Annotated in this window: 13 protein-coding genes; 5 read left to right on the top strand and 8 right to left on the bottom strand. The window is 41.1% G+C overall.

The window, feature by feature from the left end; genetic code table 11:
- Window positions 1-173 precede the first annotated feature (173 nt).
- Window positions 174-722, top strand: coding sequence for a PEP-CTERM sorting domain-containing protein (locus VB740_RS26210; protein ID WP_323202791.1), 549 nt, complete (start codon window positions 174-176; stop codon window positions 720-722).
- A 123-nt stretch (window positions 723-845) separates the two neighbouring features.
- On the opposite strand, the gene VB740_RS26205 is transcribed toward VB740_RS26210, so the two are convergent.
- Window positions 846-3008, bottom strand: coding sequence for a PhoX family phosphatase (locus VB740_RS26205; protein ID WP_323202790.1), 2163 nt, complete (start codon window positions 3006-3008; stop codon window positions 846-848).
- A gap of 485 nt (window positions 3009-3493) precedes the next feature.
- Here VB740_RS26205 and VB740_RS26200 point away from each other — a divergent pair, with 485 nt between their 5' ends.
- Together VB740_RS26200 and VB740_RS26195 are read left to right on the top strand one after the other, a co-directional pair.
- Window positions 3494-4492, top strand: a complete 999-nt coding sequence (locus VB740_RS26200) for a glycosyltransferase family 2 protein (RefSeq protein ID WP_323202789.1) — start codon at window positions 3494-3496, stop codon at window positions 4490-4492.
- A 1023-nt stretch (window positions 4493-5515) separates the two neighbouring features.
- Window positions 5516-5788: a hypothetical protein gene (locus VB740_RS26195; protein ID WP_323202788.1), complete on the top strand. Its 273-nt coding sequence runs from the start codon at window positions 5516-5518 to the stop codon at window positions 5786-5788.
- 191 nt (window positions 5789-5979) lie between these two features.
- Here the strand turns inward: VB740_RS26195 and VB740_RS26190 are convergent, their stop codons facing one another.
- The gene (locus tag VB740_RS26190; protein WP_323202787.1) at window positions 5980-6627 is read right to left on the bottom strand and encodes a hypothetical protein; all 648 of its coding nucleotides are present in this window, start codon (window positions 6625-6627) and stop codon (window positions 5980-5982) included.
- A gap of 216 nt (window positions 6628-6843) precedes the next feature.
- On the opposite strand from VB740_RS26190, the gene VB740_RS26185 reads away from it, so the two are divergent.
- Entirely contained in the window at window positions 6844-7071 is a 228-nt protein-coding gene (locus VB740_RS26185; protein ID WP_323202786.1) for a hypothetical protein, read from the top strand.
- Between the two features lie 63 nt (window positions 7072-7134).
- Here VB740_RS26185 and VB740_RS26180 read toward each other — a convergent pair whose 3' ends face one another.
- The 6 genes from VB740_RS26180 to VB740_RS26155 form a co-directional block, all read right to left on the bottom strand.
- The gene (locus VB740_RS26180; RefSeq protein WP_323202785.1) at window positions 7135-7482 is read right to left on the bottom strand and encodes a hypothetical protein; all 348 of its coding nucleotides are present in this window, start codon (window positions 7480-7482) and stop codon (window positions 7135-7137) included.
- Window positions 7483-7754: 272 nt separating this feature from the next.
- Entirely contained in the window at window positions 7755-10250 is a 2496-nt protein-coding gene (gene recG, locus VB740_RS26175) for an ATP-dependent DNA helicase RecG (RefSeq protein ID WP_323202784.1), read from the bottom strand.
- Between the two features lie 70 nt (window positions 10251-10320).
- Window positions 10321-11187 (bottom strand): hypothetical protein, encoded by an 867-nt coding sequence (locus VB740_RS26170; RefSeq protein ID WP_323202783.1) that lies wholly within the window; start codon window positions 11185-11187, stop codon window positions 10321-10323.
- A gap of 225 nt (window positions 11188-11412) precedes the next feature.
- The gene (tsf, locus tag VB740_RS26165; RefSeq protein WP_323202782.1) at window positions 11413-12357 is read right to left on the bottom strand and encodes a translation elongation factor Ts; all 945 of its coding nucleotides are present in this window, start codon (window positions 12355-12357) and stop codon (window positions 11413-11415) included.
- A 216-nt stretch (window positions 12358-12573) separates the two neighbouring features.
- Window positions 12574-13368, bottom strand: a complete 795-nt coding sequence (rpsB, locus tag VB740_RS26160) for a 30S ribosomal protein S2 (protein ID WP_323202781.1) — start codon at window positions 13366-13368, stop codon at window positions 12574-12576.
- 224 nt (window positions 13369-13592) lie between these two features.
- The gene (locus VB740_RS26155) at window positions 13593-13760 is read right to left on the bottom strand and encodes a hypothetical protein (protein WP_323202780.1); all 168 of its coding nucleotides are present in this window, start codon (window positions 13758-13760) and stop codon (window positions 13593-13595) included.
- A gap of 351 nt (window positions 13761-14111) precedes the next feature.
- On the opposite strand from VB740_RS26155, the gene VB740_RS26150 reads away from it, so the two are divergent.
- A complete protein-coding gene (locus tag VB740_RS26150) occupies window positions 14112-14762 on the top strand; it encodes a transposase (RefSeq protein ID WP_323202779.1) in 651 nt (216 codons plus the stop codon).
- Window positions 14763-14952: the final 190 nt, after the last annotated feature.

Raw genomic sequence — 14952 nt, 5'->3', positions numbered from 1 at the left:
ACGTGGATGAATTAAATTTTTACTTTACAGAAAATTTATATATACGTGACAAGCTTGAAGATTTAATGAAAAAAATCTTTTGTTTGATATTTCTTAACCTGAATACAGCGGCTAAAAGCTTATTTAAGTGAAATTACAGGATTATTCAGTTTTTTGCTTTGGAGTATTGTCTGATGAAATTAGCCAAAAATCTTGGTGTTGCTACCGTTGCCGTTGCCATATCTTTTACTGCTGTTGATGCTAAATCGGCACAAGCTGCCTTGGTTAATTATGGTTTCACTGTAAATGCCATATCTGGTGATAATCCCGGTCAGTATTTCGGCTCTTTTCAATACGATGACTCGACCTTAACCAATACAGGTCTTGAGACATTGGGAGTTGAGAATGGATTAGCAGTTGCATTCAACTATTTAGGTACTAACTATACAGAGGGAGATGATACTGATTTCAATAGTTTTCCTATAGTCAGCTTCAATAATGGCGAAGTTTTGGGACTAAGCTATTTTGTTGCAGACCAGTTTGCGATCGCAAGTGATCCAAATACTCCAGATGTAGGAGGAAACAAATTTTATCTGATTGACCAATCAGTAAATACAACACAAGTAGGTACTGTAAACTACGCTAAAGTACCAGAACCGTTAGCTGTTGGTGGTACGGCTATTGCTGGTGTTATGGGATTGTGGATGCAACGTAAGAAGAGAGCAACAAAAGTTGTGGGTTAATAGTTACAAGCAAATCACCTTATCCTTGCCAGTGTTTAGGTTAAGGATTAAGGTGATTTAAAACTATTTAAAATACTGTAGTGACAAAGGAGCGATCGCTAAATGAATCTGTTCCTATCGTCTTTAAAGACCACCAACAACGCCACCATCATTACGGGTAATTACTACCACTGATGAACGTGGGCGACCTGATGGGCCATACCCTTGACTGTTAGGCCAATTGCTGGCGATCGTGGGATTCGAGGCATCCCCGCGATCGCCTGGGTGTTGTATGTTGATAAACATCGCTTTGCCATCGGGTGTGCTGGTAATACCAGTTACCTCACAATCCGTAGGGCTGGTTAAGAAGCGCCTAACTTGTTTGGTGTTGGGGTCAGCACACGACATGGTGTTGCTACCGATGTTTACCAAATCACCGATACCATCGCCTGAGTGGTCAGTCTGAACCCAGAGGCGGCCGAAATCGTCGAACCATAGACCATCTGGTGAACTTAAGTCGTCACCTTTAATATTGCCCTGAAGATTTGGTTCGGGTCTAGTTTTGTCCCCAGCTTCAAAGAAGATATCCCATTTAAAGGTAGTTGCTGTAACACTGCGTCCATCTTCGCGCCAGCGAATGATGTGACCGTAACGGTTGTCAGGGCGTGGGTTGGGAGGATTCACGGGAGGACGCGCACCACCTGCTGTTGTTGTGCCGTCTGGCTGGTTGGAGGAAACTGGAGTTGTGCCCCGACGATTATTGTTGGTCAATGTGCAGTAGACTTCAATCTCTTTATATCCGCCGATGCGAGGACGCACAGCTACCCACTCTGGGCGATCCATCATGGTTGCGCCGACTCTATCCGCAGCTTGTCTTGTCTTGACAAGTACCTCAGCTTGACTTCTGAAACCATTTTCTGGTGTCAGCCCATTTTGCCCGTAGACCAAAGGAATCCACTTACCAGTACCGTTGTCATTGAATTTAGCAACGTACAAAACACCGTTGTCGAGCAAATCGCGGTTAGCAGAACGATTTCCGGGATTGAAAGGTTGGGCACAAACGAACTTGTAGATATACTCGTTGCGCTCGTCGTCACCCTGATAGAAAGCAACACGTTTTTTGTCGTCAACAACAACCTGAGCGCTCTCATGCTTGAACCGGCCAAGGGCAGTACGCTTGACTGGTTTGCTTTGCGGATCGTAGGGATCAATCTCAACCACCCAGCCGAATAAATGGGGTTCAAGTGGGTTGGTGCTGGCATTGAAGCGTGGATCAACCTCCGGCCAGCGATAGCTAGATGATGTTGAAACGCCGTACCGATTTTGTCCTGCCAGGATATCGGACTTTTCGATGCCTGGAATTGCAACTACATCTCGTGTGGGATTAGCAAAGTAGCCGTTCCAGTTCTCTTCACAGGTCAAGTAAGTGCCCCAAGGAGTGTAGCCATTGGCGCAGTTGTTGAGTGTACCGTATGCGGTGTAGCCGTCATTGAGTCTGCCGGTGTCAATAGAGCCAGTTGCCTGAATTGAAAACTTTTTTGACTTTAACAGTGCATTGCCAGCCGCAGGCCCCGATACTCGCATCTCAGTGTTGCCGGTAATACGGCGACCATAAGGCGAATTGCGATTGAAACTCCACTCATTGCCGTTTTTGGAAATTTCCACAACAGACACACCATGAGCAGCCTGAGATTTTCGTACCTTCGCAATTGTGACTACATCGAGACCATCAGGATGCAAAATTGATTCTTGGGTATATTCATGATTCACGCACAGCAGACCAGTATTGATTGGCTTATTTACAAAGCCTCTAAGCGATCTTGTTTGTGAACTTACTGTCCGACCAACAACCTTTCCTGGCTGTAAAGGGAAGTAGTACATACCGTCATTGTGCATACCAAACTGCTTTTCTTGAGCAGCAGCATCCTGAGAGGCATCAGGTAGCCAAGTTGGGCCACCAGGTGCGATCGGATCTCCCCAAGCAATCAGTACTTTGGCTGTATAACCTTCAGGAACACTGACGAGATCCTTTTCCAGCAGCCCTGTAGCTGGGTTGAGGAGATTCGGTGGGATACTTTTAAAACCTATGCCAGCAAATCCCGTTCCTTTGGGAATCGGGGCTGCATCAACACTTTGCAGAAAGCCACCAATGGAAACATCTCCCAGAACAGTTAGCACTGACGTACCCACGGCCGTCATGATGAACCGCCGCCGACTCAGACTAACGCGATCAATCACATCACGAATTGACTCGTTACCAGATGGATTGAGAGTCAAATTGTTTTTAGGGTGCGAACGTCCTTTCATTCTTTGTTCTCCATTTAAGGCTTACGAGGTTGCTATTCGGTTCATCTCTCAATAAAATGAGTTATTTGGTAAATAAAGACTTGCTCTATTTACATAAATTACTTAGATATTTATTGAGATTTGACACATTTTTAACAGCCAATAAATAGTACTGAATAACAAGTTAAGACTGGCTGATGCTGCTTACGCAGAGAAAATGATCAATTTTTTATTACCTTAAGTATTCAGCATTAACATTAGGTTATATCTTGATTAATTAGAATTTATCAACTGTTATTTTTGACAAAAAAAGAGACTTTAAAAAGTAATATTACTCCAAGCATAAAGACCTATAGCTGTAAAAAAATAAGATTGAACAGACATACAAAAACGCATATTTTAAAGTTTTAAATATGGTAAGCTTATATACCTGTTTTTAAATGCACAGCAAATATTGCATTACCAGCAGATTGAGTATTTCCGCAACCAGAGTTAGATAAGGAACAGTGTCAGCGTCGCATCTGTCCTATCCTGGAGAGGTATATAGTGTTGTGGGTGAGACTGTGTTTTTCAGCGTTGTGATACCGACTTATAATCGCCAACCGATTTTAGAAAAGTGCCTCCGCGCCTTGGAGGTGCAGGAGTTGAGTAAGTCAAGTTCGGTTACTGATTACGAGATTGTCTTGGTAGATGATGGTTCTACTGATGGCACATTGGAGTGGTTAGCAGCACACAAAGAAGAGTTTCCCCATGTGCGCTGTTTTCAGCAAGATCATGCTGGCCCAGCTGCTGCTCGGAATTTGGGAGTAAAAGAGGCGCTGGGAGACACAATTATCTTTATTGATAGCGATCTAGTAGTGCTGAAGAATTTCCTGCAAGCTCATGCTGAGGCGCTAGTGCAGGGAAAGGAGAAATTGGGGAGCGATCGCTTTTTCACTTACGGTGCAGTTATTAATACTTGTAATTTCAACAATCCAACTGCTGAACCCTACAAAGTCACAGATTTTTCAGCAGCTTTTTTTGCTACGGGAAATGTAGCAATTCCCAAACATTGGTTAGAGAAAGCCGGACTTTTTGATACTAGTTTTCAACTCTATGGCTGGGAAGATTTAGAATTAGGTGTGCGGCTGAAAAAACTAGGTTTGACACTAATTAAATGTCCAGAAGCGGTAGGATATCACTGGCATCCAGCATTTAACTTAGAGCAAATTCCCCGATTGATTGACCAAGAAATTCAACGCGGACGTATGGGAGTCTTGTTTTATCAAAAGCATCCCACATGGGAAGTGCGAATGATGATTCAAATGACTTGGTTGCATCGGTTACTTTGGGGCATTCTTTCGCTCAATGGTACGCTAAATGAACGCACAATGGCTCCGTTGCTGCAATGGCTAATTAATTTAGGTAAACCGCAATTAGCTTTAGAAATTGCCCGAATTTTTCTCAACTGGTACAACGTGAAGGGTGTTTACCAAGCCTATGCTGAAATCCAGCAAGTATCGTGATTGAATAGTGAGGAGTGCAGAGCTAGGTCTAATACCATTTCCACACAAGATTATATATTTTTAATATGTTTTTTTAATACCACTATTTGCAATTGCTAAGTAGTTTTCACCAACCTTAATTATCGCTATTAATTCATTAGCGTTACAATTATGAGTTACATGAATAATAATACATTCATCACCAACGTGTGGAGTATAATTACGCATTTTCCATGTGGACTCTTTTGCTTCCTCTTTTACAATAAAGTGATCCTAAATTAAACAGTTTTGATAATTAAGACTAGGATAAATTTTATTAGTATCTGTAATTATTACTTTTTCATTCAAAGAAGATGGTGAAATTATGTACGGTTCTCGCGTTTTTTTTAAACATGAATTGATAGAAAGAAAAATAACAAATAAAAACAAACGTACAAAAATTTTAATTACGTTATTCATTTAAACCTAGTTTATGTTTTGGGATAAAACTGTAAGCATACACATTCTATTCCTAAGTATTCCCATAGTTTGAAACTATCAAACAGTGTTTTCTTCTAGAAGTACAGGGGATTCAGCCGGGATACGCGCAAATTGGGACACGTTGTTCAAACAAACAACTAACTTCCACTCTAGGTCACTCAGTCCTTTAAAACGCTTTTAATTAATAGAAAAACATGAATCATAGTGGTGGTCAAGAAGTTTTTGGGGGTATGATTTTATTCGTCTTAGCAATTTTTTTACTTAGAGGTTGTGCAGATACTAATTTTCAAGATCGATATAATTATTGTATGAATGGTTCTTCCGGTAAAGTTTCTATATTTAAAGCTGTATTTGTTTGTATATGGAGCTAATAAAAAATTTCAGCTTTACCCTTACACTTGCTAATACTCATAATTATTCGGCATTGGTTGTTGAGTGTTAAGTATTGGGTTTTATATAGAGTGTAGTCTATGGATTATATCCTCAAGCCTCTATATGGCTTGATGTATCTTTTTATATAAGTTATTAATAGTAATATTAGGTACAGTCTAGTGTGTAATAAATATGGACTTCAATCAGATAGAGAAAGTTTTTGATATTGCTTCTAAATTGATCCAAAGCTCTGAAAAAAATCCTAAATTAACGGTTTATCATTTGATTTATCATAACGCAGGTCTTACTCATGTTGAGTTAGAGCAAACGTTGGTGTTATTAAAAGAGACTGATTTAATTTCATTTACAGCTAAAGTTTTTAATGACGTAGATCCGATTTATTTGACTCATAAAGGTTTACAGAAATATCTACAATTGAGGCAAGCTAGAGAGCAATCAAATTAATTCCTTCAAGCGCGATCGCACCTCGCTACCCATGCAAAAGCCCACAACTAGCTATAAGAAGCGCTACAGGGTACAAATGGAATTATGGGTATGGGGAATGGGTCGTTAATCAGGTGTTTGTTTAGGCATATTTTATCTATCGTTACCACTACCTAGCTGAGTACTATTTAGCTAAATAATTCTGCTAATTTTTACTCTATTAATTTATTGAGATAAGCATTTAATCCGCTACTATACAAAAGTTCATTTATAGTAAATTCTTGTTTACACTCTGTCTTAATTAAATCTATTGGGAGAAATCCTGCTGATATAATTTTATATTCATGTTCTTTATTTTCTTTATAGTTTTCTACGATTTCTTTAAAGGTTACTTCTTTTTGAATTAACATACAAACTAAAAAATTATTTTTTTCAATTTCTTCTTTACTTATTGACCACTCAACAGTATTATAAATGCCATTACGTGTTTTAACCTGAATTCCTCCTATGCTTAAATCAGAAATTAACTTGAAATCAACTTTATTGTCGCCATGTTTTTTGATTGTATAGTCAACTTCAGTAACTAATTCATTTAAGCTGCTTTTGACAGCTTCCTCTCCTAACTTGCCTATATAATTGTTTTTAAAAGTTTTTATATTTATTTGAGGTGAACTTTTATATTTCATATACATAGACAAAGAAAAACGAAGTATATTAATTATTTTATTTTGTTCTGAGACAACTGTTATTTCACTATTTCTACCTGGAGTTTGACAATTTAAGAGACAATCATATTTAAGCCTTTCTATAAAGTCATATTGTTGTTTCCGTAATAATTCAACACTATTTATTTTATACATTATTTCTATTTTTATAAATTTATTTGTGAATATACAGCACTTACGGCAGCTATGAGGTACATCCCCAAGTCTAAAAGCTTTGATAGGAGAGGGCTAGGAGAAAAACTGTATTGCATAATAGCCGGAAGCGCTGTATCGAAAAAGAATTGGTTATTCCTTCTCAATATCTAGAGTTCCCAGTTTTAATAAAAAAGTAATTAATTTCACTAAATAATAGTGACCGTTAATCACAGGCTAGTTTCTGAGAGTACTAATTGTGGCTTAGTTCCTGGGAGTGTCAATGGTGTACTGAATATTTTGAAGAATATTATTGTTGTCCTAGCCGCTATAACTCCCTTATGGGCGGTTTTACACCCTGATTTTATTCCTGTAGCTATAAGCGTATCGCCTATGGGTGTACGTTATTTACTGCAAACATCTAAGGATAAAGAGGATACTAAGTAAATCAAGTTAGACCGTAGGTATTCTTACACGCTACCTGCGGTCGTTAACTCCAACGATTGCATTTCAAGAATTATTTCTAATCAACTGCAACAAGATAGACTCAAGACTTTGTAATGCCGCGTTTGTGGTACGCTGATGTTCTTCAAAATTACGTTGATGTTGTTCATGGCTATCACGTAATTCAAGTAACACATCATCCAAAATCGCACTACGACCCAAAACACGGTCAACGTTACTGGTTAGCTCTCTCATTTCTTGGCTTAGTTCATCCAGTTGTGCCTGTGTGTTAGCTTGTCTAATGGTTAAATTGTCTAATTGTTCTTGTGTACTAGTTTGTCTTTCAGCCAACCCCAAGATTATTTGTTCAATACGGTCTATTCGGTTAGGGAAATATTCGGGTGTATCAGTCATTTTCCTTGTGTTGAACTCCTACAATTTTACTTTCTCCTTTGATTCAATATCCTCAAACACCGATAAATATTGTTTGTAGGGCGGCGTGATAGTTAAATTATTTAATCGCTAGCACTACAAACCTGATACAAATAACGCGATTTTCTACTGAGATAACCCCACTAAATCACAATTCCCCACAGCGATCACTACAGGAAATCAAAGGGTTGTGCGGGTTAGGGGATGGTTAGGACGGGTTAGTCCTCTACTTCAGAATTATTATATGTAATATATTATGTCAAAATCGCGCCACCCATTAATCGCTCATACCGATACTTCAACTCTTGTTTCATCAAATACCAACGCTCTAAAGTTACATCCATTTCTATTATTTTTTCTGCTGCTTGCCGTGCTAAAAGTAAAACTTCCTCATCTTCAACTAAACTTGCTAAGGTAAAATCTGGCACTCCAGATTGACGAGTTCCTAGCACTTGCCCAGGTCCGCGAAAACGCATATCCATTTCTGAGATGAAAAAGCCATCCTGAGATTGTTCCAACACCTTCAAACGTTGTTGAGCATCAGGACTCCTAGAACTGCTCATCAATAGACAGTAAGACTGAGCCGCGCCACGACCGACACGCCCCCGCAGTTGGTGGAGTTGCGATAAACCAAATCGCTCTGCATTTTCAATGAGCATCACCGTAGCGTTAGGTACGTCTACGCCAACCTCAACAACGGTAGTAGAAACCAAAATTTGCGTTTGGTTATCACGAAATTTGGTAATCGCTTCATCTTTGTCGGCTGAACTCATGCGACCGTGCAGTAACCCCACTTGAAAATCGGGAAAAACGCTTTCTTGTAACTTTTGATGCTCCTCGGTTGCCGATCGCAAATCTAATTTTTCTGATTCTTCCACTAATGGCAAAACTACATAAACTTGTCTACCTTGGACAATTTCTCTGCGGATGAGATCATAAGCATGGTTGCGTTGCTGACCTGATAGCACTGTTGTCTGAATCTTTTGTCGTCCCGGTGGTAACTCATCAATTTGGCTTACATCCAAATCCCCGTGTATCGTCAACGCTAAGGTTCGGGGAATCGGGGTTGCTGTCATAGTTAACACATGGGGTTGCTCGCCTTTTTGCTGTAAACGTGCCCGTTGTTCTACCCCAAAGCGATGCTGCTCATCAATCACCACTAAACCCAATTGTTGGAAGTTTACAGGGTCTTGAATCAAGGCATGGGTTCCTACTAAAAGAGGTAATTCACCGGTGCTTAACTGAGAATGTATTTGTCTTCGTTTAGCAGTTTTGGTAGAACCTGTAAGTAATTCCACTGGTAAGTGCAGCAGGTTAAACCAACCAACTAACTTGCGATAATGTTGTTCTGCCAAAACTTCTGTGGGAGCCATCAGCGCCGCTTGGTAGCCAGATTGAATTGCTGCGAGGATAGCTAGCACGGCGACGACTGTTTTACCAGAACCGACATCGCCTTGTACCAAACGATTCATTGGTACGGGTTTTTGCAAGTCGTTGAGGATATCGTTGAGAACTCTTTGCTGTGCGCCAGTGAGTTGAAAAGGCAGTATTTCGTGGAATTTCTCTACAAGTTGACCGCGTGGAACCAGGATAGCGCTAGTTTGAATCGCTCTTGCTTGCTGCTGACGTTGCAATAACCCAAGTTGTAGGTAGAAAAATTCATCAAAAACTAGGCGACGACGGGCAACTTGTAGGACGGCGCTATCGCTGGGAAAATGGATGTTAGCGATCGCATCTTTCAATTCCATCAAACCATACTTCTGTCGCAAACCACTTGGCAGAGGGTCTTTCAAGTTAGCCGCAGCAGGCAAAGCAGCTATTACCGCCTGTCGCACTGTATTCGCCACCACCCCTTCGGTCAATCCATAAATTGGCACTACTCGCCCAATATTTAACGACTCAATCGAATCTCCTGGATTTGCCAAAACCTCTAGTTCTGGATTATCCAATGTCAAGCCGTATTTACTTTCTTTCACCAACCCACACGCCGCTAAAATACTACCTACTGGATAACGGCGTTTTAAACTTTCTTGCCAAGCGCGACTGCTAAAACGTGTACCTGCGTAAAAACGACCAATTTTGATTTGACCACTGTTATCTTTTACAACCAGTTCCAAAATTGATAATTTCTGATTTTTAGGGCTAGTAAAGCAGTTGCAACGCTTCACTGTAGCTACTATTGTCACCGTCTCACCCGCCTGTAACTCGCGGATATTCACCTGACGCGCATAATCAATATGGTCACGGGGATAGTAAAAAAGCAAGTCGCGGACGGTGTGTAAACCAAGCCGTGCCAAATTATCAGCTTTTTTAAAGCCTATTTCTGGTAAATCGCTGAGTTTTTGCTCAATGTTCGGTGCAAGTCTCCGGCTCACCTCAGAGATGATTTTAGATTTTGGATTTTGGATTTTGGATTGATAAGTTTTCCCTTGCTCCCCTGCTCCCCTGCTCCCCTGCTTCCCCTGCTCCCCCTGCTCCTCTTGCTGTAGTTGGGAGAGATACCTACGAGTCTCTGCTACTAAATGTTGTCTTTCTTCCAGTGCCAGATGTGGATAACTAGCAAATTGCACCGCTAGTCCTTGCCAACGGCGGCGTTCAGTGTGGGGTAAGCCTGTTGGAAATTTACCCAAAGTCAGGCTAAGAAATTCACTGAAGCGGTATTGTCTGCCCATCAAGTCTGTAAAGCCGCGTTCGGCTTCTATTGCCAAGGCTTTATGCAATCGTATCCAATCTGGTTTTTCATTAGTCATTGGTCAATAGACATGGGAGTGAGGAGTTAGGAATAAATAACTCATAACTCATAATTCATAACTCATAACTTTATTCAAACCAACTAGCACGCCATGCAGCTTCAGCTTCAGCGATCGCCTTTTCCCGATGTTTTTTTTGATACTCTCGTCCTAGCTTGTTTAGCTGAACTAAAATACTGCGGATTTGCCTGCGCTCAGAGGAGAGTGCCACATCAGCAAATTCAATTTCCCCTAGCCGTAGATTAACAGCCATGATTTGCGTCAGTCCAGAATCTTCTGACTGCTGCTCATTTTCAATTTCAATTACTAAGTTTAATAAGTTGGGTGGTCCTGGCATTACCTCACCAGATGCTTCTGATGCAGCAGCGGCTGCGGCTGCTAAAATTGGTTCTGGTAATTTTTTGGGTAATACTCCGGCTTTTTGTAATAGAAGATTAGCGTCATGCGAAAGTCTTTTCAGTATCTCTTGCATTACCTCTTCTAAGTTCTGTTGCCATTTTACTAGTTCTATAGGATTAGAAGTGTCAGCGGTGAGAGACTGAGAATTAGAGGTGTCCAAAAGTTCAGAAGATGAAGAGGATGTTATTCCCTCATCTCCCTCATCTCCCACGCTGCGGGAAGCTAAAGCTACATCTTCCTCATCTAACCCAACTTCCTCACTTTTAATACAAGCGAGCAATTGCTCCGCTGCCACTTGACCCAACTTACGGATGGCTTGTTGCAATTGCTGGCGCTGATTCAGTGACAAATGCAGAAACTTTTCGGGATATCCTTGGGTACAAAGATGGTAACTCGCTAAAATCAACTGTTTTCGTACAGTTAATCCCAAGGTGTCTAGATAACTAGCATAAGCGCTTTGTAGTTCTAGTGCGATCGCCCGAATCGCTTCTTTGAGTGCTGCAATATCCCGTTCAATTCGCTCGATTGCTCTTCCCATATCTTTTCGTTCTTGTCCATGTTAACTATTACATAGTACAAATGTACGAATTTATTTTAAGATAACTTTCCAGAGGATTTTAGATTTTAAATTAAAGCGATATTTAGCGTCTCTACTAAAAAAACACAGGTCAGGCTATTTGCTTGACCTGTTTGGTAAAAAGTCATTAGTCATTTGTCCTTTATTCTTGTTAAAGAATAATGACTAATGACCAATGACTAAGTGTTACTTGCTGCCCATTTGTGCAGCGACTTCATCAGCAAAGCTAATTTCTTGCTTCTCAATGCCTTCGCCCAATATATAGCGGACAAAGCGAGTCACTTGAATCTCTTCGCCTAATTTCGCCTTCGCTTGCTTCAAGAGGTCTTCTACGGAAATACTCTGATCACGGATGTAAGGCTGATCGATCAAAGTCAATTCTTTCAGGCGTTTTTCAATTCGTCCCTGAACAATTTTTTCTTTGATGTTATCTGGCTTGTTCGCCAAATCATCCTTGCCCATTTCAATATCTTTTTCCTTTTGGGCAACTTCGGCGGGGATTTGGTCTACGCTCACATACTCGACGTTTGGACAAGCCGCAACTTGCATTGCGGTGTTCCGTGCCAAGCTTTGGAACTCTTGATTAGTAGCCACTGACTCACTTTGAGAACCCAGTTCTACCAATACACCAACTCGACCGCCAGTGTGAATGTAGCTGTCTACTACACCTTGTGTGCCTTCTGCTAGTGCAAAATTGATAAAGCGACGCACTTGAATATTTTCACCGAGCGTAGCAATCGTTTGCTTGATGAATTCTTCTACAGTCCCGCTTGCACTATCAGCATACTTTTGAGCCAACAAAGACTCAACACTATCAGCAGTCGCTGCTTGCTTTGCCAGGTTCTTAACTAAAGCTTTAAAAGCCTCGTTACGAGCAACAAAGTCGGTTTGGCAGTTGACTTCTATGAGTACACCCACTCGACCACCGGGCTGAATGTAAGTGTCTACTAGACCTTCTGCCGCAACGCGATCGCTTTTTGCCCCCGCCTTAGAGATGCCCTTTTTCCGTAGCCAGTCTGCGGCTTCTTCTACGTTGCCTTCAGTCTCTATCAGCGCCTTTTTGCAGTCCATCATGCCGGCACCAGTTTTTTGGCGTAGCTCTTGGACGAGTTTTGCAGATATTTCCGCCATTTTGCCTCAATTCCTAACTTGACCTCGAGTTGTAATCGCTCACGGGTGTTGAGTATTTCTATCTTACTCAGGGCTGGGGGAGAAAAATAATGAAGTTATAAGGTATGAGTTTTTTCTTCTCTACCTTTGCCTACCTTATGCCGCAGGCTAGGGCGGATTGCTGCTACTTTGCCAGCTACCACCCTCCTTTGGACAATTACTTCACCCCTGTTTTACTTATTCCTCTGTTTCCTCATCGGGAATTACAGCGTCAGTATATTCGCCTTCTTCGTAGTCATCGTCATACTCACTACCGTCGTAATCTTCGTAATCATCTTCAGCTTCCAGCTGACCGTGACGACCTTCATAAATCGCATCCGCCAATTTTCCGACTATCAGCTTGATTGATCTGATAGCATCGTCGTTTGCTGGGATGGGGATATCTACTACATCTGGGTCACAGTTTGTATCCAGCATGGACACGATAGGAATATTCAGCTTTTGGCATTCTTGAACTGCGTTATATTCCCGCCGTTGGTCTACAATCACCACGATATCGGGTACTTTCCGCATTGTTTTAATGCCGCCCAAGTATTTCTGAAGCTTCGTCATTTCCCGACGTAGCATTGATGCTTCTTTTTTCGGTAATAAATCTAGTGCGCCAGTTTCTTCACGGCGTTCTAAATCTTTCAGACGGTCTACCCGTGTTTTGATGGTTGCCCAGTTGGTCAACATTCCACCCAACCAGCGTTGGTTAATGTAGTGGGAACCACAACGGCTAGCTTCTTGGGCAATAATTCCAGCTGCTTGGCGCTTAGTGCCAACGAAAAGAAACTTCTTCCCTTGTTCAGCGTGCGATCGCATGTAGTTGTAGGCATTATCCATCAACTGGGCAGTTTGCACCAAGTCGATGATATGTACACCATTGCGGGAAGTATAAATGTAAGGAGACATTTTTGGGTTCCAACGCCGGGTCTGATGCCCAAAGTGAACCCCTGACTCCATCATTTGAGCCAATGAAACTACTGGCATATATTTTCTAACTCCTATTCGGGTTAAACCTCCATCCAAGCGTATTTCCCAATCGGGAAACACCCGAATTCTCAGATGTGCGAGATTAGTTAACCATACTAGGTTAACACATTCGGAAGAGTTGTAGTTTGTTGACAGAGTGAAGTGCGATAAAATAGCGCTGCCTACTCAACAATTGGGCAACGCTATGCTTTTAGTAATGAAAATCTTGCTGTTTTAAACATCTACTCGCGGTCTTCTTGCTCCTTGGGCTTAGGTTTTTGTCGCCGTTGTTCCATCTGCTCGTCGATAGTTTCTCTTATTTTTCGATCGGCAGCGTCCATCGCAGAATACTTAAAGCGGTTGATTATGCCACTGAACAAGTTACCAAAGAATCTTTCAATTTCTTGCATAATTTTATACCTCGATATTTAAAGGTAAATTCTTGACTCTACATTGGTCTTGGACTTCTTAGTAGAAGTTGCCAATAAACACTAACTTGTCCTCGAAGTATCTGTTAGTTTTTAAACGTCTCTGGGTGCGTAAAGGACTGGCGGTTTATTGATCCTTTGATTCAGTTTTACTTGCGAATTACTGTATAAAACAGTCTCATCAATTAAAACAGTATTATTGAGACTTACTAGGTTGAAACGCTGTAGACATTATATTTATTGTATTCTGTCTAAGGTAATAAATATAGCAAAGATATAGGTAACAAATTGTTTACTTGGCATTGGGCTGAGATATCACCAAAAACCTGCAAGATGATCTGGAAATGCTTGATTTTCTGTTGTAGCTCATGGGTAAAAAATTCAGATACTCATCAACGATTTATTCTCGCACAGCTACTGTGTCAAATTGATAGCATAGACAAAACAATTAAATGTTTTGACCAACAAATTGAGGAATATTGTCGCCTTTTTGAGCAAGCGGTAGAGTTAGTGGATACTATACCAGGTATCGCACGTCGAACTGCGGAAATTATTGTATCTGAAATTGGCATCGACATGAGCCGTTTCCCAAGTGCCCAGCATTTGGCTGCTTGGGCTGGAGTTGCTCCTGGTAACTACGAAAGTGCTGGGAAAACGCTTTCAACTAGTACCCGTAAAGGCAATCGCTCCTTACGAACAATTCTGGTTCAAGCCGCTCACGCTCTAGCCCATACTAAAACTTACCTTGCTGCTCAATTTCGTCGTATTAGCGGGCGAAGAGGCAAAAAACGTGCAGATGTTGCTGTTGCACATTCTATTTTAACGATCGCTTACCATCTAATATCACGTCAAGAACCTTATAAAGATTTAGGAGCTGATTATTTCGACAAACACCGACCGGAAAGTGTCAAGAAACGTTTGATTAAACGCCTAGAAAAACTTGGTTATCAAGTTAGTGTTGAACCTGTTCCGGTCGCACTTTAAACCTGTAATCAATATTTTGTTTCGGCTATGTCGCCATTCAATGACTTCAGCCACATATCCTTCTTGGATTTAAGCCGAAGTTTGATTTTCAAGTCAGAAGGAACAAGTCAAAAGGGGATTCAAACCCCTCCTGAATTGGAGCCACTGAACAAGAGTTCAGAGTTCTTGTCTTAAACCCTTACTCCCTTTC

The organism is Nostoc sp. UHCC 0251, from assembly GCF_034932245.1.
In the GTDB taxonomy this organism is placed as follows: Bacteria; Cyanobacteriota; Cyanobacteriia; order Cyanobacteriales; family Nostocaceae; genus Nostoc.
This window is presented reverse-complemented; position numbering and strand designations above follow the sequence as displayed.

Excerpts from the sequence above, each read along its gene's own strand:
- VB740_RS26150 (WP_323202779.1), top strand. The coding sequence starts at position 14,112 with ATGATCTGGAAATGCTTGATTTTCTGTTGTAGCTCATGGGTAAAAAAT.
- VB740_RS26170 (WP_323202783.1), bottom strand. The coding sequence starts at position 11,187 with ATGGGAAGAGCAATCGAGCGAATTGAACGGGATATTGCAGCACTCAAA.
- VB740_RS26205 (WP_323202790.1), bottom strand. The coding sequence starts at position 3,008 with ATGAAAGGACGTTCGCACCCTAAAAACAATTTGACTCTCAATCCATCT.
- VB740_RS26195 (WP_323202788.1), top strand. The coding sequence starts at position 5,516 with ATGGACTTCAATCAGATAGAGAAAGTTTTTGATATTGCTTCTAAATTG.
- VB740_RS26155 (WP_323202780.1), bottom strand. The coding sequence starts at position 13,760 with ATGCAAGAAATTGAAAGATTCTTTGGTAACTTGTTCAGTGGCATAATC.
- recG (WP_323202784.1), bottom strand. The coding sequence starts at position 10,250 with ATGACTAATGAAAAACCAGATTGGATACGATTGCATAAAGCCTTGGCA.
- VB740_RS26190 (WP_323202787.1), bottom strand. The coding sequence starts at position 6,627 with ATGTATAAAATAAATAGTGTTGAATTATTACGGAAACAACAATATGAC.
- VB740_RS26210 (WP_323202791.1), top strand. The coding sequence starts at position 174 with ATGAAATTAGCCAAAAATCTTGGTGTTGCTACCGTTGCCGTTGCCATA.
- VB740_RS26180 (WP_323202785.1), bottom strand. The coding sequence starts at position 7,482 with ATGACTGATACACCCGAATATTTCCCTAACCGAATAGACCGTATTGAA.
- rpsB (WP_323202781.1), bottom strand. The coding sequence starts at position 13,368 with ATGCCAGTAGTTTCATTGGCTCAAATGATGGAGTCAGGGGTTCACTTT.
- tsf (WP_323202782.1), bottom strand. The coding sequence starts at position 12,357 with ATGGCGGAAATATCTGCAAAACTCGTCCAAGAGCTACGCCAAAAAACT.